Genomic DNA, 21,460 nt, shown 5'->3' with positions numbered 1-21,460 from the left:
TTTTTAAATTCTGCATTTTTTCATCATCTATATATTGCTTATTAATCTAAAAATTAATCAGTGGGTGTTAATGTGAAAACTATTGTAATCAATGCAAGTCCAAGAAAGAAATGGAATACTGCAGAAGTTATGGAAATGGCTCAAAAGGGAGCGGAATCTGTAGGGGCTGAAGTGGAATTTATAAACTTATATGATTTGGTTTTTAAAGGATGTCGAAGTTGTTTAATCTGCAAACAGAAAGACAAAACCAAGGGCAAGTGCTACTACAGTGATGATTTGACTTCTGTTATTGATAAGATTTTTCAAGCCGATACATTGCTTATTGGCTCACCGATTTATTTCGGAGAACCTACCAGCGGATTCAGGGCTTTGCTTGAAAGACTGATATTTTGCGTGATGTCATATGATGACGGAACCAGCTATTTTACCGGAAAAGTGAATGTCGGATTGTTCTATACCATGAATGCTCCAAGAAAGTTCTATGAGGATTCCATGAAGGACAGTCTGTCAAGCATTGAATTTCTGTTCGGATATCTCAATGGCGAGATTAAATCCTATCCTGTCTGTGATACTCTTCAGGTAGGTGATTATTCCAAATATAACATGGCAGGTTTTTCACAGGAAGCAAAAGAAAAGCAGCTGGTCCTTCAATATCCGAAGGATTTGGAAGAGGTCTTTAAGATTTCAGCTGAATTGTCTAAAAAGTGATTTAAATGAAAGCTGTTGTAATTAATGCAGATCCGAAAAGAAAGGAATCCACTGCACAGTTTATGAAAAGTGCAGCTAAGGGTGCCGAGTCTGTCGGAGCTGATGTTAAATATGTTGATTTGTATAAGTTGCCGTTATCAGGCTGCAGGGTTTGTTTAATCTGTAAAAAAGAGGGTATGGGTTGTAAATGTCATTGGAAGGATGAGCTTTCCCCATTGATTGAGGAGATTCTTGAAAGTGATGTTCTTCTCGTTGGTGTGCCTTTGTTTTTCTCCCAGCTGTCAAGCCATTATATGGCATTTCTCGAACGTCTGATATTTTCAATCGTTTCATTTAAAACTGGCAATGCATTTAAGGGTAAAGTTGATGTAGGCCTTTTTTACACAATTGAGTATCCGATTGATTATTTTGAAAAGTCAATTCGCCCGCATCTCAAACAGTCCGAGGATTTGCTTAAGATGCTGAACGGCAATGTCGTTGTTGAAACTTATTACAAGATTTCTAAAACCGAACGGTCTGATTCAACCGAAAATGGCATTGAATCTTTAAATTTAAAAGAAAAGCAGTTTTCAAAGGATTTGGATGAAATATTTAACATTGCTGCTGATTTAAGCCAGTGATTTGGCAATTATTTTTTTTTAAATTTTTTAAGTATACATTTTTTAAAAATGAATACATTTATATACTGCCTCATCACAATATAATAGTGTATACAAAAATCAAATTTGTAATACAATTAATAGGGTGATTAAATGACAAACCAAAAAAGAACTGAAAACCCAAGAAAATTCGTATTCGGAAACGAGAGGTTCGGAGGGTCATATTCTCCAGGAGAATTTGAATTCAACTTCCCAGAAGACATGACCAGAGAAGAATTCGAAAAGATGTTTACAAGAAGGATGAATGCGCTTCACAGAAGAGGCAATGAATTTGCAGAAGATTTTTTTGATGCAAAATCCAAAAAGGAAAAGCTCAAACCATTGAGTATTCGTGTAAAACCACACACAAAGGAATTTTTCAAAAACCACTCAATACTCTCACCAAGAGATGTGCTTGAGATGTATGAAAACTTCAACAACGGATCTGAAGCATTCATCAATTCCCTGATAGAAGATGAAAAGAACCTGCAAAAAGAACTTGAAGAAGTTCAGGAAAAATTGCACAATGCAAAACTCTTTAAAGAAAAATTAGAGGAAATGGAACCGGAGGGTGATATTTTGACAGATGAAGATAAGATATTACAATTAAAAAGAGTCTATAAAAACTCTGAAATTAAAGTAATTGGAAATGAAACTTCACTCGGAAAAGCCAAAAACGACATCATCGCCGATATTCAATTGTACAACACAATTATCGTACGTGTTTTCAATAAGGAATTTTTAACCATTGGAGCATATACAAATGCCCAGCCGGTTGTTTACTACTTTAAAAACGAATACTCAAAGGATGATATCGATGATATTTTAGGCAGGATTGAAGAATTCTGTGATGAGCAGGATATTGAGTTCAATTTGAATGAACAGTCCTGTTTTGAAGAGTAATTTAAACCTTTCGCAAGTGTGAAAAAACACATTTTCACACTTCAACTATTTTTATAATGTTTCATATTCAATATACCAATTGCATGTTTGGCTTTGCAATTAGATAGCCAAGTTAAACATGCTAGAGTATATGGCGTAATCTAGAAATGTAGGTGCGTATCACCTCAAATTCGGGAAATTCTAAAACAGGACCTGGTTATTTGTTTGTTTTTTTTTAAAAAATGGTGATGGTTGATATTTTGGTTCGTAAAACTTTTAACCAGGTCCAAAAAAATAAAAAAACAAGGTGAAAGCCTAATCGGATAAAATTAAGCTTACTCCTTCAATAATTAAAACAATTCCAATAATTATTGCAATGTATATCGGTTCGTTAATGGCAAATATTGCAAGGGCTATTGCAATGATACCCATTATTAAAACAAGAATTGATGAGAAATTTGATACGTGTTCTGATTTTGATAATAGTCCAGTAATACCAAATACCATCATTATAAATCCAACAATATAGAATTGGGCACCGACGAGGAATGATAATCCGTCAATATAGAAGACAAACAGAAATCCGAATATTATTGCTATTATTCCGATGACTATGCTTATCATTGAAAATGTATCAAAAGCATGTTTCATGTTCCAGCCCATGAACATGGTTGAAATACCAAAAAACAATAAGCTCAAACCAACAATCATAGATACTAATTCTGATGAGAACATTGGAAACAGCATAAAAACCAATCCTAAAATGATTGATAGAATTCCGGCACTTTTGTTAATCATGTGACACCTCCTTTTTTAAGCTAATTTTATATATCAATTAAATGTTATTTAATATTATGGCAGATTTTGAAGAAATTATTAACACAAGACGCAGTATACGTGAATATTCCTCACAGGAAGTTAGTGACGAGGACATATTAAAAATCCTAAAGGCAGGAATGCAGGCACCCGGATCAAGACTGGGTGCAGAACCATGGGAGTTTGTTGTAATTAAAAACAGGGAGACTCTGGTGAAATTGGCTGAAATCAAACCTAGGGTTAAAACAGCACCTGTCGCAATTTTGCTTGTGGCAAACATTGAAAGGGCATTCTATAAACTTCACTGGCAGCAGGATATGTCTGCAGCAGCTGAAAACATGCTGCTTGAAGCAGTAAATCTTGGTCTGGGAGGGCTCTGGAACGGTGTGGCTCCAACACAGGAAACCATGGATAAAATTGCTGATTTGTTTGGTTTGGATAATGAAAACCAAATTCCATTCTGCATAATAACATTGGGTTATCCTGCTGAAGGATGGGAAAACAAGTTCATGGACAAATTCGATGAAACAAGGATTCACTATGAAAAATACTGAATACGATTTTAAAAGCGTTATTGATAGAACCGGAACCGGCTCACTAAAATGGGATATGTTTGGTGATGATGTCCCTATGTGGGTGGCAGATATGGATTTTAAGGTAGCTCCCGCTATCGAAAAGGCAATTTTGGCTCGTGCCAATCATCCCGTGTTCGGATATACTATTGTTGAGGATGAACTGTTTGATGCATACATCAGCTGGTGGGATAGAAGATACGGCTTTAGGATGTCAAGAGAGAACATGCTCTATTCCACAGGTGTAATGCCGTCCATATCTTCAATGATAAGATGTCTGAGCGATGTTGGGGATGAAATATTAATCCAAACTCCAGTCTATCATGTATTTTTCTATGTAATTGAAGACAATAACAGAAAAGTGGTTGAAAATGAGTTGATTTATGAAAATGGCAGTTATAAAATTGATTTTGATGATTTGGATGAAAAATTAGCTGCCGTTAAAATGTTTATTCTGTGCAATCCTCAAAACCCAATAGGCAAAATATGGTCAAAGGAGGATTTGGCAAAAATCGGTGAGCTATGCAAGAAACATGATGTCATATTGATTTCAGATGAAATCCATTGTGATTTGACAGATCCCGGAGTCAAATACAATCCGTTTGAAATCTCTTCTGATTATCAAAATGTAATTACCTGTTTATCCCCCTCAAAATCATTTAATATTGCAGGATTTCAAAGCTCAATAGTTCACTCAAAAAATAAGGATTTGCTTGATAAAATTAAAACACAGATGCATGTCGACAATTCGGATTCGTGTAATGTCTTTGCAACGACAGCAGTCATTGCCGCTTACAGAGATTGTGAAGATTGGCTCGAAGAGCTAAAAGAGGTATTGTATGAAAACAAACGGATTGTAAGGGATTACTTGAGTGATGAACTGCCGGTGATAAATTTGGTTGAATGCGATGCAACTTATCTGTTATGGCTTGATTGTTCCTCTTTAAATGTTCCTTCAAAGGTCCTGTCAGGATTTTTAAGGACAAATCAGGGACTGTTTTTGTCTGCAGGAAGTGATTTTGGCAAGTGTGGGGACAGTTTTTTAAGGATGAACATAGCATGCCCTAAAGACCTTTTGATGGAAGGTTTGGGAAGGCTTAAAGCGGGAGTAACTGCTTTAAATATCATTAATAAAGGATTACATTAAAATTTAACTTTTTAATAACTGTCTATGAATTGCTGTATTAACCAGTCAGAAATGCTGATGTCTGAAGCGTATCTGATTATTTCATCCTTTTTAAACCATTTTGCCTTAAGTATTTCATCGCCGTCCACTTTGATGTCTCCAGAATCATATTCTGCTGTAAAAGCAAGCATTAATGAGTTTGGAAATGGCCATGACTGACTTTTTTGATATTTCAGATTTTTGATTTTTATTCCTATTTCTTCAGACACTTCCCTGTGCACTGCCTCTTCAATGCCTTCACCCGGTTCGACAAAACCGGCAATCAGAGCATATCTTATGTTTTCATGATAGCTGTGTTTAGCCATGAGCAATTCATCATTCTTTCTTATGGCCACAATAATTGCAGGGGCGATTCTTGGATAGTGGACTTGACCGCATGAAGGGCATTTTAACATCATGTCCTTTTCATCTATGACAGTCTTGGTCGCACACCTTCCGCAAAACTGGTGCTGGATATACCAGTCACGAACCAGAACGGCTCTTGTCGCCATTAAATACAGGTCTTTATCAAAATCATAAACTTCCTTCAAATCATAAAAGGAATCTCTATTCTCAACATTGACAACAAATGTGTCTTTTCCTTTAAATTTGCCTATATATAACTTAAAATCCAAATCAGTATTGTTAATGACAGTTGGCAAGGTTTTATCTTCATTTAGGTATAATTCTCTTTCATTGTTGAAAATAAAGTAATAAGCATCATCACTTGAGTGGGAATCGCTAAAATCAATATCATAATTCTCATAAATGGACTTTTCTATCATGTTAATTAGTATGTTGTCAAGGTAATTAAAATGTCACTTAAACTATATAAGAAATCAGATACAAAATTTATAATTGGTGATATAATGGTATCCGAAAATATGGAAAAAGCTTTAAACGGACAATTAAACGCTGAAATTTACTCTGGATATTTATACTTATCCATGGCATCTTACTTTGAAGATGAAGATTTAGCTGGATTTGCTAACTGGATGAGAGTACAGGCTGAAGAAGAATTGGAACATGGAATGAAATTCTATGATTACATTATCAGAAGAGGAGCTTCTGTAACCCTGACTGCAATTGACGGTCCTCAAACCGAATGGGATTCTCCAGTAGCAGCATTTGAACATGTTCTTGAACATGAAAAAATGGTATCCGGTCTAATCAATGATTTGGTTGATTTGGCTATTGAAGAAAAAGACCACGCAACCAACAACTTCCTTCAATGGTTTGTTGAAGAACAAGTTGAAGAAGAAGAAAATGCAATGGAATTGGTTGCTAAAATCAAACTCGCTGATGGCGATAACAGATTAATTTACGAATTGAACAAAGAATTAGGTGCACGTGCACCATCCCAAGACTAGATTAATTTCTAGTCATTACTTATTTTTTTAGGTGTTTACATGAGCTATCCTGATGGTCCTACTGATTTGGCGCAGGTTGATTCTGCCGATTATGATGCTGTATTACTCGGTGAAAATGATTTGGGCAGTGTACATCTTCACGGTCCTTTCGGTGATGATACATCCAGCGTTAAAATAGCTTATGTGATAGGAATGCACCCTCTTGAAAGCAAATCCCACAGGGCATTATTTGAGAAATTAACTTCCCGTGATGATTTGAAATACTGTTATTATCTCTATAACATTAATGTCTGCGATTCCGACTCCGAAACCGAAGGCCGTCTTGAAGGCCAGCTATTGGCTCAGGAGTTCATAAGAGATGATATAATCAACAAAAAATATGACTTGTTTTTGGATATTCACTCCAACAGAGGTCCGAATGGCCCTGGAGATTATCAAATAACTAATTTCGTCTTTGCTCCGGGATTTGATGAAAAATCAACAAGATTTATGGATTTGATCTTAAATGATATTTCAGAGATTCAATATTATGCTCCTGAATTCAGGTCAAGCCCTCCGTTCATAACCGAGCCGACATCAAAGGCAGGTATCCCTACTATTGTTTACGAGTGCTATTCGTTTGAACCGATGGATGTTACTTGTAATCTGGCAGAAAAATTGATTTCAAGTGTGGATAATTTGGAATTTTGAAAAAATGGGGAATGTTGATTCTTCTATAATTATGGAAAATATTATATATGTTTTCATTAAGAAATTTAAATGTTATATATTAATATGGAAGTGAAAAAATGATTATTAAAGCACCTTCAAGAATTCATATGTCCCTTATAGACTTAAACGGGTCATATAGAAGAGTCGATGGTGGAATTGGTCTAGCATTAGCTGATCCACAATTTGTATTGGAAGTTGAGCAAACCGAAAGTGGAATAACACTCGAATTTGCAGATACCGTTACAGACGAAGAGGCAATTGAGGAATGCAAAGAAAAAATTCCCGATGCAGCGAAAAAAACTGTTGAACATTTTAATATTGATTCTGGTTTTAAATTTATTGTACATGAAACTTACCCTCCACATTCCGGATTTGGAAGCGGAACACAGATTGCTGTTTCAACCGCTCACTTGATTACAGAAACAATGGGCATTGAAGTTGAAAGCAAAGAATTAAGCAGCATTGTGGGAAGGGGAGGAACTTCAGGTATTGGAACATACACTCACGATTTAGGCGGGTTCATATTGGATGGAGGACACAGCAAAGAAGAAAAACCTTTGTTTTTACCTTCAGGTGCTTCAAAAGCAAAACCTGCAACACTGATTGCAAGATATGATTTTCCGCAAGAATGGAATATTTTAATAGCCATTCCTGAAATTGAAGTTCATGTTGAAGGTGACGATGAAGTGGACGTTTTCCAGACATATTGTCCTATTCCAAAAGAAGAGGTCGAACAGGTTTCCCACCTGATTTTAATGAATTTAGTTCCGTTCATGCTTGAAAAGGACATTAAAAACTTCGGTTGGGCTGTAAGCGAACTTCAAAAGGTTGGATTCAACAAACTTGAACATTCACTTGATGAAAGCTATCTTCCTACCATGAAAGCCATTGAGGATGCCGGTGCATATGGTGTGGGTATCTCTTCATTCGGTCCGGTTTTATACACCGTGTTTGATGAGTCAAATGCAGACATTGTTGAGAAAACCAGACAAATCATTGGAGATAATGGTACTGTATTTGTGACAAAAGCACAAAATCATGGATTTACTATTGAAAAATAGAATATTTTTCACATTTCTTTTTAGGAGTTATTATTAATAACTCTATTATTTTTTTGAACATTTTTCATTCTTAGGTATCTTTTTTTTACATATATCATTTAAATATTATTAATAATAAATATAGTTTTATCAATTAAAGTTTCATACGTAAAGTGTTTAATTTCATCGTGAAACTTTTATGGATGGTGGAAAAATGGTAAACAAGAAAATTTTATTAGTATTTGCAATTGCAATTCTTGCAGTAGGTATGGTAAGTTGCGCCAGTGCAGCTGATGGTACTATAGAAAATATCAGGGGAATTGACTTCAATATCCCAAGTGATTTTGTAAAAAGTGATTTGTCCGTTCAGGATAATGAGACAAATATAGCTACTACAGATATCTGTCTTTACACAGATTCCAATAATGACATATACAGTATTATGGTAATTGAATATAAATCTGCACCTTCCGACAGTCTTTTAAAAGAAGGTGAAGACGGTGAAAAAACAACAATCAAAAATATAGACGGTTATATTGGTCCTGACAGTTTTGGAGATTTAGTATTCAAATATCTTGACGGTAACTGTCTTGTTGAAGTTTCAGCTCCAACACAGGACAAAATCGAAGAAATGCTTATAGGAAAATAATCCTATTTCATTTTTTATTTTTTTATTACGCGCTGTTTGGTGTTGAAATTGCAATTAAAAAATCTGGATAAAAATTTAATAGGCAATATTGTAATTATCCTTTCAGTTATTCTGGTTTTTTTATGCATTGGTCTTATTATGATTTCATCTGTTACTGAGGCATTTATTTCCGCTGATTCAACGGTTACATGGAACGGTCATGATTTTATTATTCCGGGAGATTCCGAAGCTACCGTTACAGAGGATTCATTGATAGTTACAAGCCCATATGCGACTCATAATGTTGAAATTAAAAAAACAAAAGATTTATCGAATTATAAGAAAAATATAGAAGGTCAATATGATTGCGGCTACTTTGATGTTAACAGCACTCATGTCATGATATCAAATGACAAGGTAAATTATGCTGCCATTGTTCCAAAGGATTCTGTTGACTTCAAATCCGTTGATAATCTCTATCAGATTAAAGGAAACCCACAAATCATTGAAATGACCGGAGGGGACTCCAGTTACATGATGTCTTTTGCAAGCAGTTTCTCAAACGGGTGATTTTTATGGCTCATGATATTTTTATAAGTTATTCAACAAAGGATAAGGTTACTGCTGATGCTATTTGTCATATTCTTGAACAAAACAAGATGAGATGTTGGATTGCTCCAAGAAACATTGTTTCAGGAAAACCCTATGCCGAAGAGATTATGGATGCAATAAAGGCAACAAAAATCGTTGTTTTAGTATTTTCATCAAATTCTCAGGCATCACAGTTTGTAAACAATGAGATTAACATAGCATTTTCAAACAACAAACCAATTATTTCTTTTAAAATCGATGAATCAATGCCTGAAAGGGAATTGGAATATTTCTTAAAAACCAATCATTGGTTGGATGCATATCCGAATCCGGATGAGGTTTTCGGAACCTTGGTTAAGGACGCATCAAGGTTGATTGGTGATGAAACAGCTAACCCGATCATTGATAAAAATGTAATGGAAAAAGCTAGAAATGGTGAATTCAACCAAATTTCAGTTAAAAACGAATGGAAATCATTGATTTTCATGTTCACTCCATTATATTCTCTTGCACTGATTTATATGGGGATTTCGGCTAAGATGAAAAAGGTTACTGTAGAAGGAATAATATGTGCTGTTCCTCTTCTGCTGATGATTTACTATTACTTTATTGGTGCCCAGGGTTTGTATAATTTAACTCAGGTTGTAATCGCACAGAGATTTTTAATTATCCTGTGGATTGTATCATTGATTTACGTATACATAATCAGAAAAGACTATTCATTCAGGAAATCTGTCATGAATAGTGTAGGGGATGATGACCGTCTCTTCACTGCACTGGTTGATGAATATGGTGATATATAGGTGTAACAATGACTAATGATGTTTTTATTTGTTATAGTCCTGAAGACGAAAACGTTGCATCAGATATATGTAATCTTTTAGAGGATAAGGGTTATTCATGCTGGTTTAAAAAAAGGGATTTGGGTGAAGATGATACGGTCTTTGCCGTGTCTGAAGCAATTAGGGATTCCAGAAGTGTTATTCTGGTATATTCAAAGGATGCAAAAAACTCAAATTTTGTTACAACAGAAATTGACATTGCATTTTCTGATTCCATCCCTATTCTCATTTTCAGCATTGACGATTCAACAATTGAAGGTAAACTGCAGTTCTACTTAAAGGATAAGCCTAAAATTGATGCATATCCAGATGCAAGTGATTTCTATGATGAACTGGCTTTGGATGTATCTCAATTGCTTGGATCTTCTGATAAAAAATCGGATAATGTCAACAATGCATATATTTGTTGCTGTGAAGAGGATGAACTGACTGGGGAGGCCATTTGTCATGTTCTTGAAGAAAACGGCATTAAGTGCTGGATAAAAAAACGGGATTTGAAAGTCAGTGATACTGTTGAAAAGGTTCCTGAAATGATTAAAAATTCTCAGAGTTTTATTTTAGTTTATTCTAAGGATGCAGTCAATTCAAATTATGTCGGCACTGAAATAGAATTTGCCAAATCATCTGAAATCCCATTTTTATCATTTAAAATTGATGATGTTGAAAAACCGGGTGATTTGAAGGATGTTCACTGGTTGGATGCATATCCGAATCCTGAAGAAAACTTCGGGAATCTGGTTATGGATACTTCCAAACTGTTGGGCAAGCCGATTGATGATCCTAAAATAACCGGAAATTATGATTTGAAAAAAGTTAGTGAAAAACCCGTAGATGATACTCCTGCAAAGGTTGAAAGTGAAGTTGAGGATAATGGTTCCGGCGGTTTTATGGGCAATTATGGAGTAAGCAAGAAGTTAATCATTGCTATAATTGCCGTAGTGGCTATAGCTATTGTGGCTCTGGCCGGAAGTTACTTTTTCTTCATGTCTGGAGGAGATGTCGGATATAATATCCCCGAAGGTTTTGCGGAAAATCCAGAATACTCCTATCAGGAATCTGATGGAAGTGGAATGACTGTCCAAAAATTCTACGAAAACAATGATACTTATGGATGGTTTTCGGTTACTATGATTTCTTTTAATTCAGGGCCTGCTGGTCTTTCGGATGAACCCGGACAGACTCCAAAAACCATTAATGGAATATCCGGTAAAATCAAGGAAACAGATGGTGTATATACCTTTACTTATACTGATAACGGTAAAATGGTAATGGTTGATTCGGATGATATTAAAATAATCGAAGAGGTTGTACCAAAATAACTTCTTCATTTTTTCTATTTTTGTTTAAATTAGCTTAATTAGTTAGTTTTATATATTCTATGAATCAATTTATATTTGTAAGTTGGTTTTATGATTGAACCTCCCCTCCCTTATCGAGGAAGAGGATTCGCAAACCAAATTTTTTTTTACAAAACCAAAAATATGGTTTTTTTGATTTTGTTTTTTTTTTGGAAATTTTACTGCCCCGTAGTCCCTACGAGTTCTAGACCTTTGTTGAGGATATTAATACTGGCATTGACGTCTCTATCATGATGTTCATTACATTCAGGACAATCCCATTCTCGTATTCCTAATTTATCCAATCCACTAATATTTTTATTTCTTTTGCCGCAGTTGCTGCAGATTTGTGTGGATGGAAAGTTTCTGGGAACTTTTTGGAATTCTACGTCGTTCCAGTCACATTTGTATTCTATTTTGTCCATGAAGATGCGTGGTGCGTTCAATTGTATGCTGTGGCTTAAATATTTATTGTTTTTCCATGCTATAATGTTTTCATTTTGAACAGCCACAAAACAACTATTTTTAACAATATCTGTTGTCATTTTATCGTAATAGTCGTTTCTTTTGTTTAGTAGTTTGGTGAACCATACTTGGAATAGTCTTTTTGCTTCGTTGTATCTTATGGAACCTTTATTGTGGTGGTTCATATCTCGTTGATACTGGATGATTTTGTCTGTTTCTTGCGTTAAATCAAGATTGAGTATTTCTTGAGTGTTGGAGAGAACGGCGAGTTTACCGCATCCTATATCAATTCCGACTTGTTGGCGAGGACCAATAATACGTTCGGGAACATGCATACATCGGATATTGAAAACAGCATAATATTCATCGCCTTCTTTTTTGATGGTTACATGTTTTATTTTCGCACTGGGATCATTTTTGTCGCTGGCTTGTCGCAATATACGATGGTATTCTTTGCTGGTTTTGAATTTAACCAAACCCAGTTTAGCTAGTTTTATCTTATCAAAACCATACTTGTCCTTTTGTATTCGTACATTGTTATTGTTGTTAATTATCTTGAAATTCTGTTTAGTATGATTTTTTCTTTTAAATTGCGGATATCCGGAATTTAGCTTAGGGTCTTCATGTCTTTTAAAGGATTGTATGAGGTTTCTTTGTGATTGTTGGCGGCTACTGGATTCTGCTTTTTCCAAAAACAGATAATCCTCACGTAACATTTTCAAAAGCACATTACAAGAAACATCATCCACAATAACATTATCATCATAACCATTTTGAATTAACAAACTCCTAAAATAGTTTATGAATTCCAGTTCCTTGTTATAGATGAATCTGTAAATTCCTATATTAGACTCGATTTTGTTAATGCTAACAATTTTCTCGCCTTTATCATTCCTATCCGCCCGAGATGGATAAATCCTAACCCTAAACTGCTTATTAACAACTTTCATCCTTAAAAAAACCCACCATTATTATTAAAAAAACTCATAATGTCAAAAAGTTTTTTTTCTTACAATTAAAATTTATTGCCTCAAACTATATTTAAAGACAAACAAAGAGAGCATTTGAAAAGTAATCGCCAAACCCTCTAAATTGTAAATGTACACTAAATAGAAAAATAGTAAAAATAACTATATAAAAATAGTTCATTTTATAAAAACAACAGTAAAAACCTAGTAAAAAAAACAAAAGTACCCCTAACTTGCGATTCATCCTCGACTTAAGAAGTCGAGGTATTCTCGCATTTTTAAGATAAAAATTATATTGGTAATAGTAATTTTGTTAATTGTTGGATACACAGCATTCTATTTTACGGAATATCATCATGCTGAAAAGATTGCTACTGACTGTTTGAACGGTAGTGAAAATGTTTCAGTCGTTAAGATGGATAATGCAATATTTTTGGATGGTCCTGGAAATGAAAGCGCAATTATTTTCTATCCTGGCGCTAAAAATGAATACACTTCCTATTTGCCGATGTTTATGGATTTGGCAAGTCAGGGCGTTGATTCATATATAATTCAAATGCCATTTAATTTCGCATTTTTCGGTGAAAAAAGTGCAGACCCAATAATAGACAGCGCAAATCACACACATTATTACATGTCGGGCCATTCTTTAGGCGGTTTGGTTGCAGCATCATATATAAATTCAACCAATAAGAGTGATGGGTTAATACTGATTGCAGGTTATCCGACTGAAGAAATTTCAAAACCGGTCCTGTCAATTTATGGGTCCAACGATGGAATTTTGAACATGAAAGCATATAACGAATCCAAAAAACTGATGGATAATCTCACGGAATTCATCATTGAAGGCGGAAACCATGAGCAGTTTGCTTACTACGGTCCTCAGGAAGGGGATGGAAAGGCAACTATTTCTGCTGAAGACCAACAAAAACAGGCTGTAAATGAAATTTTAAACTTTATAAATCATTTACATTAATTTTTTTTAAAAAAGGAAGTCAGATTGCTCCAACTTCCTGTTTTAAGGTATATATTTTTAAATTTCAAATCCGCCGTCTACTTTTATGATTTGACCGTCAATAAAAGCAGAGTCGTCACTTGCTAAAAATAGAGCTACGGTTGCAATGTCGTCAGGTTGACCGCATCTTTGAACAGGACATTGGTCAATCATTTGCTGAACTGCGGATGGGCCTCCGATACTGTCTACCATTGCAGTGTGGATAAGTCCAGGTGCAATACCGTTACATCTTATTTCAGGACCTAATTCCCATGCGATGGATCTGGTAAGTCCCATCATTGCATGTTTACTGTCAACGTATGCTGCAAATCCGTGGTGAGCTCCGAATGAAGCTACAGAACATGTGTTTACAATGGTTCCTTTTCCTTTTTCTTTCATAACAGGTGCGACCAATTGTGTTAATACTAATGCTGAGGTGACATTAACGTTAAATACTTTGGTCCATTCTTCAATTGTCAAATCCATCAATGGAGACATTGAAAGCATTCCTGCATTGTTGAAGAGAATGTCTACTGTTCCGTATTCATCCATTGTCGCATCAAAGATGCTTTTAACGTCATCCAGGTTTGCCATATCTGCAATCACATAGATTGCTTCTCCGCCTGCCGCTTTGATGTCGTCAACTACTTCTTTTGCTCTTTCTTTGTTTCTTCCGGTTACTACTACTTTTGCACCTTCAGCTGCGAACAGCTTTGCGGTTGCTCTACCCATACCTGAAGTTGCTCCTGTTGCAATTGCTACTTTGCCGTCTAGTTTTCCCATTTTATCACCTTTTTTAATAAATCATGTCAAATCATGATAATTCTATTTCATTGTATATTTTAAAAAGTATTTAAATTTTTTCTAATAATTTTCATATTTGTTAAATAATTTTGAATCATTTCCCATATTTTTTGAATATTTTAAAATATTTTGTTATATGTTTGTCAAAAGATTTAACCCTAAAATTACTGTTTGCAAATAATTTTTTTAAAATTAGTTGTTTCAAATAATAGAATTGGTCGGTAAAATTAAAAAAAGATATGAAAAATTAAACTGTTTTGTTTTTGTTTAATGAAATTCAAAAAAAGAATAAAAAAAGAAGTTATAGATTATAAACTTCTTCAGCAGATACTATGGTAAAGTTGTCATTTTTTAATGAGGAAATTAACTCATCAATATCATCGGCATGTAAAAGTAATATAGCTTTTCCGACCTTGTCGTGAGTAAATGCATAAAGGTATTCCAAATCAATGTTGTTGTCTTTAATGGATTTTAAAACTGCTGTAAGACCGCCCGGTGTATCGTTCATTTCAACACCGATGATTTCGGTAATTTTAACTAAAAAGTTATTTTCTTCCAAAACTTCCTTTCCCTTTTCAGGGTCATCAACAACAAGTCTTAAAATACCGAATTCGGAAGTATCTGCCATGCACATTGCCCTTATGTTGATGTCTGCATCGCTGAGTATCTCCAATGGTTTTGATAAGCTCCCCATTTTATTTTGCAGAAATATTGATAACTGTTTGATTTTCATATTTTCACCTAATGCAAATTCCTTTCATCTATTACTCTTTTTGCTTTTCCTTCAAATCTTGGAAGGGTTTTCGGTTCAACGAGTGTCACTTTTACTCTGATACCGGTTTCATTTTCAATGTATTTTCCGATTTTTGTTTGAACTGCCATCATTTCCTTCACGCCATCGAAGAAAATGTCTTTGGACGCTTCCACTTTGACTTCGATTTCATCCAGGGTTCCAGGTCTTGTAACTATAATTAGATAATGAGGCTCTACATCACCTGCTTTAAGCAAAGCTTTTTCAATCTGTGATGGGAATATAGCTACTCCTTTGACTTTAATCATGTCATCGGATCTTCCTGTAATTCTGCTCATTCTTGCATGTGTCCTTCCGCATTCGCATTTTTCATAGGTAAGTTTGGTCAAATCCTTTGTTCTGAATCTGATGACTGGCATTCCTTCCCTTTCAATATTTGTCAGGACCAGTTCTCCAGGCTTGTCGCCGCCTATGACCTTGCCTGTTTTAGGGTCAATGATTTCAGGGTAGTAGATGTCTTCTGCAATGTGGAGTCCGTTTTGCACTTCACATTCAACTCCAACACCAGGACCCATCAGTTCTGTCAGTCCGTAAATGTTGTATGCTTTGCATCCGAAGAGCTCTTCAACTCTTTGTCTTATCTCTTCGGTCCATCCTTCAGCACCAAAACCGATGGCCTTAATGCCCAAATCTTTAGGGTCAATTCCCTCTTCCAGGGCCACTTCTCCAAGATGTATTCCGTATGAAGGGGTAAAGATAAGTCCTGTTGTGCCAAAGTCATTCATGATTTCGATTTGCCTTCTGGTCTGGCCTGTTGAAATCGGAATGATTGCTGCGCCGACTTTATGGGATCCGTAGTGAACCCCGAATCCTCCTGTAAACATTCCGTAACCGTGTGTATTTTGAAGGATATCCTCTTCACCGATTCCCATCATGGTCAGACCACGTGCTGTGGTTTCAGCCCAGGTGTCAATGTCTTTTTTGGTATATCCTGATACAACTGGTTTTCCGGTTGTTCCGGATGATGAATGCAGTTCTTTTATTTCTTTGATGTCCACTGCAAAGAGTCCGAAGGGATAGCTTTCCCTTAAATCATCTTTTGTAATGAACGGAAGTTTTTCAATGTCCTTTAGGGTTTCAATATCTTCCGGAAAAACTTCAGCTTCAGTGTATTTTTTATTGTAATATGGAATCTTGTCAAAAGCTCTCTTTACAGTTTTTTGAAGTTTCTTTAACTGTAATTCCTCAAGGTCTTGCCTTGGCATTGTTTCAATTTCTTCGTTCCAAAACATGTTTTGCCTCATTAAATTATTAACATTATAATATATTATTCTAGGTAACTATAAAATTTTCTAGTGTTAAAATCAGCATCTCAATTTTAATCATGTGGGGTTTATTTATATAAGAGATATTATTAACAATGTTATATTCATTTTTCATTTAATATTAATAATGATGGTGCGTTTTAGGCTTTGATTTTTTATTTATTTGCAAATATAATATCATTAACATTGTTATCTAATTATTACTTTAAAATTTAGTAATACTTTTCTTATTTTGAATTTAAATAAATTTGGGGCCTTCTTTTTAGGAAATAATGATGCTGGTAATTTTTTTTTAAAATAATATTTTTCAGTTTTCATTGAACAGATTGTTTATTTTTTTAATATAATTAAAAATTATTCAGTTCGTAATAATTAATATATAAATTGTATTATGAATCGTAATAACTAATATTTAAATAAGTATTACTAAATACATTGTTTCGGTATAATAAGAGTTTATTATACCAAAAATTTAGGTGAGTATTTATGAAAAAACATGGAATTGTTATAATTACATTTTTAATTTTAACAATGAGTTTTATAAGTGCTGTTTCAGCCAGTGATGCAACTGATTTGGCTGACGGAGATTTATCTGCTGATGTGGAGTCTCAACTGTCAGTAAATCAGGAAAATGCTCAAATAAATGTTGATGATGAATTATTATCTAATGATAATGGAGTTAGCGTTAACTCTAAAGGAAATGATAACAGTTATTCCAAATTCATCGATTCCAATTTGGCTGATGACAGTAACTATAAACTTGGTTATAATGTCACTTCGGCTGCAGATAAGCTGCTGGATTTTGATTCTGCAGATGATATTTTAGTAATTACTACAGCCGGTTTGACAAGGATTAATAATATAACTACTGAAAATGTTTTAAATGGTATAATTGATGCTTCAAACGGTCATGTTACTTATGGAAAAGGTAATCTTTTAACATTATCTGCTATAAGAACCGATCCGACTAACATAGCTTTCATTATCAAAAAATCAAATACTCTTACAATGGCATTCTATAAAAATGGAGCATTAACTCCATTGTATTATGGAACCGCAGGTCCTGAAATATCCGATAAGGAATGGAAAAAAATCCAACAGTTGCTCGGCAATGAAGATGCATACTCCTATGTCAGTATTGCAAATTCATGGGCTAACGGCATCTCAAAGGATATTTTAACCCAGGCGACTTACCACGGACATGTATGTACAGGACTCATAAGCGGTCAGGCCATGATACAAACATTGCTTAAATATTATCCTCCACGTGGGGAATCCGGATTGCCTCTTGAAAACACAGCATATTATGTTTTAGGAATTCCGGGGGACTCTGATGATGATGCATTTACTTGGACAATGGATATCACTCCAGGTAAAAGGGCGTACATTGGTGTGGATACCATGGTTGATAAGTCCATGACAGGATTTATCAGATGGAACAGCCAAACTAAGACAGGATTAATCATTGTAATGAGTTATAATGAAACAAAAATCAAACAAACATTTAAAGCAAAAACAGGTTTAAATCCTGATGCAAGTGCTACAAACGATTTGAAATATCAAAATTGGTTAATTCAAACATTAGTTGATAATCCAACTTCTCTTGTTGATGTTTTATATGAATTTGATGGTCTCACTCAGGATGATATATATTATTTGATGGGTGAAGAACCTGGCAAAGGATCTGTAACCAAGAGTGCTCATGGTTTGGATATGGATTATATTCTCAACTTAAGCCTTAAAAAAGCAAACCGTGAAGAACAATCTGTAAAACCACAAACAAAACTAACTTCTGAACAACTAAAACAAATTGGTTCTGATGCCAGTAAAATGGCATTGAATTACTTCAAATCACAGGGCATTGATGTGCCTAAGGATTATCCTACAATGTATGTATTGACATCTGCAAGTTATGTCAGAATAAACGGAACCTCTACAGAAATGGTTTTGGATGGAATCACAGATGTATTCGGATCAAGATTAAGTAAAAAAACCTTATTGCCTGTACATACAGCTTTGTGGAAAGATCTGGTATTTGATTTCTTCTGGGTAAACAGTACCAACAATAAGGATACCTTATCATACAGTTTAAAGTATGATGTTACCACAGGCAGCTTAATTGAAACCGCCAACACTACCGCAAATGCGAATTATGTTATTCAAAGTGCAATAAAATACGACCCTCCATATGATGTATTGGTCGGATGGTTATTCCACAATCACGTTTGTGGAGGTAGTGCTCCGGGTTATTTAATCGCTGATTTTGTTTATGAACAACTTCCGATAACAAATGAAAACGAATCATTCATTTACATCACTACAAATGACAACTGTAAAGATGATGTAATCTCAAGACTTTTAGGAGTTTCTCCGGGTATGGAAAACTATTACAATTTGAGATATGATGATTCACGTACTAACAGTACCAATGTTGGAATTGCAATAAAATGGAACAGTGCAACAAAAACCGGTGATTTAATAATAATTAATTTAGAAAATTGGTCTTCAGGTGTTGCATTTAAAAAAGGCTCAGACATGTACGAAGAATACATCAGATTGTATAAACATGATTATTCTTCTGAAAATCTCATTGCACCTCCTTCTATTTCAGTAACAGCCAGAAAAGAAATTAATGAAGACATGCTTCAGACAATAGTTTCCGGCGCTACCGATACTGAACAGGGAAATTCAATCAGCTACATTATGAGTTTGGATGATAAGCTTCCAGTAACTCCTAAACCTCAGGACAACACCAATAACAATAAAAATACTGGTGAAAAAGGTAAAGGCAATCAGGCTTTGGTTAATGGAACTACTGATGTTCAAAGACCTGATTCTGGAAATGGTGTTTCCAAATCCATAAGCAGAGGCAGTTATTCTGTAGGAACTACCGTTAATGCAGCTGCTGCGAGTGTAGCTAGTGAAGCTGATGACGCTTCTGAAGATGATTCCGATGATGGTGCATCACAATCAGACAGTAAATCATATGAAATTTCCGAAAAACCTGCTGCAAAAGATTCTAGCTCAAATACCATTATTTTGGCAATTGCTGCAGTATTAATAGTTGGTGCAATATTTGGATACGGTTATATAAAACGAGAATAATTAATATTTCACTTTTGTGAAATATTTTTTTTATTTTTTTGGAAGGTGGTAAAATTAATCATAAACTTGTTTTTTATATTTTGATTTTGATTGTTTTTGGAATGACTTTTTCTTGTGTGGTGGCACATCCTGGACATGGAGAATATCATCCCGAAGAGGTTGTATCTCCTTCAGCCAGTTCTTCTTCTCTGTCTCCATCACAGGACAGTTCATCTGGAAGTTCTCAAGTTCACTCTCAATCTAGTTCAAGCGCTGATTCCAGTTCCCAGTCTTCACAAAGCAGTTCGTCAGGCAGTTCAAATAATGGTGGGGGAAGTTCAGCCAGCAGTTATGAGTCTTCCAAATCCCAGAGTTCCAACGACAATGGTGCCAGTGAAGTTGTTTTGGATAATGGCGAAGGTAATGTAAGTGATAATGCTACAAATGAAAGCAATGTAAATGAATCAGCAGCAGATGATAATGATGATTCATCTGTTTTCACAGTCACTAATGTTGCTATTTTAATATGCGCATTCTTATTCGGTTTTGCTGTAATTGTATTATTGCATAAAATTAAGGTGATTTAATGCATTTGCCGGATGGAATAATTCCAATCGAACAGTCTGCAGTATATTGGTGCATTACATTAATTGTTATAGCTGTCTTTTTACATAAATTTTCAAAAAACCCCCAAAAAGAAAGGACTATGGTTTCAATTGCACTGTTTTCAGTGTTTTTTGTGGTTGTAACCTCGCTTTCTATTCCGTCTCCTCTAGGAGTTCCGATACATTTCTTTTTGATTCCATTGGTGGCAATCATTCTAGGGCCATTTAACGGATCTATTGTTTCATTTTTCGGATTGCTTATGCAGGCATTGGCTCTGGATATGGGTGGAATAGTATGTTTTGGAGCCAATTTTCTCGTCATAGGTGTTGTCGTTGCCTTTGTAACTTATGGATTTTACACTCTATTGGACAACGTTAATGATAAACTGGCAATATTTATCTCAACAGTAGCTGGCATTGTATTAGCCACATTCGCCCAGATTTTGATATTAATGGTGTCAGGCGCCATGAATCTGGATAGTCTTTTAGCCACTCTGGTTCCATTTTATTTGTTTGTTGGGGTCATTGAAGGATTTGCAAATACGATTATAATTTATGCAATCAGGACAATAAAGCCTGAAATTATGAATATAAATAAAATATAGGTGTTTTTATGGTGAAAAAATTTTTAATTATTTTGATTATACTTCTGGCCGGTGTTCAGGGATTATATGCTCATGGAGTTGATGTTACTGCCGATACTATGGTCATTGCAAATGACGACAACGGCGTATTGGTTAAGGAGATTGCAGATGCAAACAACATTAACATCAGCGTCTATAAGTTCACATCCGATGGAGAAGTTGCTCACCAGCTTGAGCATATGCTGAACAATTCAAACAAGAGAATTCTTGTTACTTCATATCAGGATACAGCAAATGAATTCTTGAAAAATCATCCTGAAGTATCTGACAGACTGATAATTGTTGATGATGTAAACAACGATTCTGTTAAGGACGGACTGATAAAAATAGGTAATGTTAATGTTGAATCCCAGCAAAATTCAAATTTCATAACTCCTCTGGTTTCAGGACTGATAATTGGATTGATAATTGGAATAGGCATTGGGGTTTTGGTTAAATCAAAACGATGAAAAAGAAAATATTTTATTAATCAAATTTTATAATATAATATTGATGTTTGTTTGAATACACATCGCAAATT

General features: G+C 34.9%; 23 protein-coding genes. 17 read left to right on the top strand and 6 right to left on the bottom strand.

The annotated features are described in order from the left end of the window. Positions 1–72: 72 nt before the first annotated feature. From Q0W04_RS04800 to Q0W04_RS04790, 3 genes are all read left to right on the top strand, one after another. A complete protein-coding gene (locus tag Q0W04_RS04800; RefSeq protein WP_298500918.1) occupies positions 73–708 on the top strand; it encodes a flavodoxin family protein in 636 nt (211 codons plus the stop codon). Positions 709–713: 5 nt separating this feature from the next. Further along, positions 714–1,328 (top strand): flavodoxin family protein, encoded by a 615-nt coding sequence (locus Q0W04_RS04795; protein WP_298500917.1) that lies wholly within the window; start codon positions 714–716, stop codon positions 1,326–1,328. 132 nt (positions 1,329–1,460) lie between these two features. After that, the gene (locus tag Q0W04_RS04790) at positions 1,461–2,249 is read left to right on the top strand and encodes a hypothetical protein (RefSeq protein WP_298500916.1); all 789 of its coding nucleotides are present in this window, start codon (positions 1,461–1,463) and stop codon (positions 2,247–2,249) included. Positions 2,250–2,543: 294 nt separating this feature from the next. Here Q0W04_RS04790 and Q0W04_RS04785 read toward each other — a convergent pair whose 3' ends face one another. Continuing rightward, the gene (locus tag Q0W04_RS04785) at positions 2,544–3,026 is read right to left on the bottom strand and encodes a DUF308 domain-containing protein (protein WP_298500915.1); all 483 of its coding nucleotides are present in this window, start codon (positions 3,024–3,026) and stop codon (positions 2,544–2,546) included. A 56-nt stretch (positions 3,027–3,082) separates the two neighbouring features. Between Q0W04_RS04785 and Q0W04_RS04780 the strand changes: the two genes are divergently transcribed. After that, complete coding sequence (locus tag Q0W04_RS04780; RefSeq protein WP_298500914.1) at positions 3,083–3,598, top strand: nitroreductase family protein; 516 nt, start codon at positions 3,083–3,085, stop codon at positions 3,596–3,598. Beyond that, positions 3,585–4,763: a MalY/PatB family protein gene (locus tag Q0W04_RS04775; protein ID WP_298500913.1), complete on the top strand. Its 1,179-nt coding sequence runs from the start codon at positions 3,585–3,587 to the stop codon at positions 4,761–4,763. Before Q0W04_RS04780 ends, Q0W04_RS04775 begins: the two co-directional genes overlap by 14 nt. Positions 4,764–4,774: 11 nt before the next feature. Here the strand turns inward: Q0W04_RS04775 and nudC are convergent, their stop codons facing one another. Further along, complete coding sequence (nudC, locus tag Q0W04_RS04770) at positions 4,775–5,566, bottom strand: NAD(+) diphosphatase (protein ID WP_298500912.1); 792 nt, start codon at positions 5,564–5,566, stop codon at positions 4,775–4,777. Between the two features lie 84 nt (positions 5,567–5,650). Here nudC and Q0W04_RS04765 point away from each other — a divergent pair, with 84 nt between their 5' ends. The 7 genes from Q0W04_RS04765 to Q0W04_RS04735 all read left to right on the top strand — a co-directional run bounded on the left by Q0W04_RS04765 (position 5,651) and on the right by Q0W04_RS04735 (position 11,282). Next, positions 5,651–6,151 carry a ferritin gene (locus tag Q0W04_RS04765; protein ID WP_298500911.1) on the top strand — a complete coding sequence of 167 codons (501 nt, stop codon included), beginning with the start codon at positions 5,651–5,653 and terminating at the stop codon, positions 6,149–6,151. Positions 6,152–6,190: 39 nt separating this feature from the next. After that, on the top strand, positions 6,191–6,841 hold the full coding sequence (locus Q0W04_RS04760; RefSeq protein ID WP_298500910.1) for an adhesin: 651 nt from the start codon (positions 6,191–6,193) through the stop codon (positions 6,839–6,841). Between the two features lie 98 nt (positions 6,842–6,939). Next, positions 6,940–7,923, top strand: a complete 984-nt coding sequence (locus Q0W04_RS04755; protein ID WP_298500909.1) for a beta-ribofuranosylaminobenzene 5'-phosphate synthase — start codon at positions 6,940–6,942, stop codon at positions 7,921–7,923. A 193-nt stretch (positions 7,924–8,116) separates the two neighbouring features. Continuing rightward, positions 8,117–8,551 (top strand): hypothetical protein, encoded by a 435-nt coding sequence (locus Q0W04_RS04750; protein ID WP_298500908.1) that lies wholly within the window; start codon positions 8,117–8,119, stop codon positions 8,549–8,551. 48 nt (positions 8,552–8,599) lie between these two features. After that, positions 8,600–9,100, top strand: coding sequence for a hypothetical protein (locus Q0W04_RS04745; protein WP_298500907.1), 501 nt, complete (start codon positions 8,600–8,602; stop codon positions 9,098–9,100). 5 nt (positions 9,101–9,105) lie between these two features. Beyond that, positions 9,106–9,924 (top strand): toll/interleukin-1 receptor domain-containing protein, encoded by an 819-nt coding sequence (locus Q0W04_RS04740; RefSeq protein ID WP_298500906.1) that lies wholly within the window; start codon positions 9,106–9,108, stop codon positions 9,922–9,924. A gap of 8 nt (positions 9,925–9,932) precedes the next feature. After that, positions 9,933–11,282 carry a toll/interleukin-1 receptor domain-containing protein gene (locus Q0W04_RS04735; protein WP_298500905.1) on the top strand — a complete coding sequence of 450 codons (1,350 nt, stop codon included), beginning with the start codon at positions 9,933–9,935 and terminating at the stop codon, positions 11,280–11,282. A gap of 197 nt (positions 11,283–11,479) precedes the next feature. Here Q0W04_RS04735 and Q0W04_RS04730 read toward each other — a convergent pair whose 3' ends face one another. Next, positions 11,480–12,715 (bottom strand): RNA-guided endonuclease TnpB family protein, encoded by a 1,236-nt coding sequence (locus tag Q0W04_RS04730; RefSeq protein ID WP_298500904.1) that lies wholly within the window; start codon positions 12,713–12,715, stop codon positions 11,480–11,482. 328 nt (positions 12,716–13,043) lie between these two features. Here Q0W04_RS04730 and Q0W04_RS04725 point away from each other — a divergent pair, with 328 nt between their 5' ends. Continuing rightward, positions 13,044–13,709, top strand: a complete 666-nt coding sequence (locus tag Q0W04_RS04725) for an alpha/beta hydrolase (RefSeq protein ID WP_298500902.1) — start codon at positions 13,044–13,046, stop codon at positions 13,707–13,709. A gap of 57 nt (positions 13,710–13,766) precedes the next feature. On the opposite strand, the gene Q0W04_RS04720 is transcribed toward Q0W04_RS04725, so the two are convergent. The 3 genes from Q0W04_RS04720 to Q0W04_RS04710 all read right to left on the bottom strand — a co-directional run bounded on the left by Q0W04_RS04720 (position 13,767) and on the right by Q0W04_RS04710 (position 16,574). Beyond that, on the bottom strand, positions 13,767–14,510 hold the full coding sequence (locus Q0W04_RS04720; RefSeq protein WP_298500901.1) for an SDR family NAD(P)-dependent oxidoreductase: 744 nt from the start codon (positions 14,508–14,510) through the stop codon (positions 13,767–13,769). Between the two features lie 322 nt (positions 14,511–14,832). After that, entirely contained in the window at positions 14,833–15,264 is a 432-nt protein-coding gene (locus tag Q0W04_RS04715) for an acetolactate synthase (protein WP_298500900.1), read from the bottom strand. Between the two features lie 8 nt (positions 15,265–15,272). Further along, positions 15,273–16,574, bottom strand: a complete 1,302-nt coding sequence (locus Q0W04_RS04710; RefSeq protein ID WP_298500899.1) for a phenylacetate--CoA ligase family protein — start codon at positions 16,572–16,574, stop codon at positions 15,273–15,275. 519 nt (positions 16,575–17,093) lie between these two features. Here Q0W04_RS04710 and Q0W04_RS04705 point away from each other — a divergent pair. The 4 genes from Q0W04_RS04705 (at position 17,094) to Q0W04_RS04690 (ending at position 21,389) form a co-directional block, all read left to right on the top strand. Next, positions 17,094–19,712, top strand: a complete 2,619-nt coding sequence (locus tag Q0W04_RS04705) for an FmdE family protein (protein WP_298500898.1) — start codon at positions 17,094–17,096, stop codon at positions 19,710–19,712. 101 nt (positions 19,713–19,813) lie between these two features. Next, the gene (locus tag Q0W04_RS04700) at positions 19,814–20,278 is read left to right on the top strand and encodes a hypothetical protein (protein WP_298500896.1); all 465 of its coding nucleotides are present in this window, start codon (positions 19,814–19,816) and stop codon (positions 20,276–20,278) included. Beyond that, positions 20,278–20,901: an energy-coupling factor ABC transporter permease gene (locus Q0W04_RS04695; protein WP_298500895.1), complete on the top strand. Its 624-nt coding sequence runs from the start codon at positions 20,278–20,280 to the stop codon at positions 20,899–20,901. Before Q0W04_RS04700 ends, Q0W04_RS04695 begins: the two co-directional genes overlap by 1 nt. 8 nt (positions 20,902–20,909) lie before the next feature. Further along, positions 20,910–21,389, top strand: coding sequence for a hypothetical protein (locus Q0W04_RS04690; RefSeq protein WP_298500894.1), 480 nt, complete (start codon positions 20,910–20,912; stop codon positions 21,387–21,389). Positions 21,390–21,460: the final 71 nt, after the last annotated feature.

The sequence above is a fragment of the uncultured Methanobrevibacter sp. genome (assembly GCF_947170395.1).
Classification (GTDB): Archaea; Methanobacteriota; Methanobacteria; order Methanobacteriales; family Methanobacteriaceae; genus Methanocatella.
Note: the sequence above shows the minus strand (reverse complement) of the source record. Positions and strands in the feature narration are given on the sequence as shown.

Coding starts and splice junctions, on each gene's coding strand:
- Q0W04_RS04795 (WP_298500917.1), top strand. CDS start 714: ATGAAAGCTGTTGTAATTAATGCAGATCCGAAAAGAAAGGAATCCACT.
- Q0W04_RS04790 (WP_298500916.1), top strand. CDS start 1,461: ATGACAAACCAAAAAAGAACTGAAAACCCAAGAAAATTCGTATTCGGA.
- Q0W04_RS04785 (WP_298500915.1), bottom strand. CDS start 3,026: ATGATTAACAAAAGTGCCGGAATTCTATCAATCATTTTAGGATTGGTT.
- Q0W04_RS04780 (WP_298500914.1), top strand. CDS start 3,083: ATGGCAGATTTTGAAGAAATTATTAACACAAGACGCAGTATACGTGAA.
- Q0W04_RS04775 (WP_298500913.1), top strand. CDS start 3,585: ATGAAAAATACTGAATACGATTTTAAAAGCGTTATTGATAGAACCGGA.
- nudC (WP_298500912.1), bottom strand. CDS start 5,566: ATGATAGAAAAGTCCATTTATGAGAATTATGATATTGATTTTAGCGAT.
- Q0W04_RS04765 (WP_298500911.1), top strand. CDS start 5,651: ATGGTATCCGAAAATATGGAAAAAGCTTTAAACGGACAATTAAACGCT.
- Q0W04_RS04760 (WP_298500910.1), top strand. CDS start 6,191: ATGAGCTATCCTGATGGTCCTACTGATTTGGCGCAGGTTGATTCTGCC.
- Q0W04_RS04755 (WP_298500909.1), top strand. CDS start 6,940: ATGATTATTAAAGCACCTTCAAGAATTCATATGTCCCTTATAGACTTA.
- Q0W04_RS04750 (WP_298500908.1), top strand. CDS start 8,117: ATGGTAAACAAGAAAATTTTATTAGTATTTGCAATTGCAATTCTTGCA.
- Q0W04_RS04740 (WP_298500906.1), top strand. CDS start 9,106: ATGGCTCATGATATTTTTATAAGTTATTCAACAAAGGATAAGGTTACT.
- Q0W04_RS04735 (WP_298500905.1), top strand. CDS start 9,933: ATGACTAATGATGTTTTTATTTGTTATAGTCCTGAAGACGAAAACGTT.
- Q0W04_RS04730 (WP_298500904.1), bottom strand. CDS start 12,715: ATGAAAGTTGTTAATAAGCAGTTTAGGGTTAGGATTTATCCATCTCGG.
- Q0W04_RS04720 (WP_298500901.1), bottom strand. CDS start 14,510: ATGGGAAAACTAGACGGCAAAGTAGCAATTGCAACAGGAGCAACTTCA.
- Q0W04_RS04715 (WP_298500900.1), bottom strand. CDS start 15,264: ATGAAAATCAAACAGTTATCAATATTTCTGCAAAATAAAATGGGGAGC.
- Q0W04_RS04710 (WP_298500899.1), bottom strand. CDS start 16,574: ATGTTTTGGAACGAAGAAATTGAAACAATGCCAAGGCAAGACCTTGAG.
- Q0W04_RS04705 (WP_298500898.1), top strand. CDS start 17,094: ATGAAAAAACATGGAATTGTTATAATTACATTTTTAATTTTAACAATG.
- Q0W04_RS04700 (WP_298500896.1), top strand. CDS start 19,814: ATGACTTTTTCTTGTGTGGTGGCACATCCTGGACATGGAGAATATCAT.
- Q0W04_RS04695 (WP_298500895.1), top strand. CDS start 20,278: ATGCATTTGCCGGATGGAATAATTCCAATCGAACAGTCTGCAGTATAT.
- Q0W04_RS04690 (WP_298500894.1), top strand. CDS start 20,910: ATGGTGAAAAAATTTTTAATTATTTTGATTATACTTCTGGCCGGTGTT.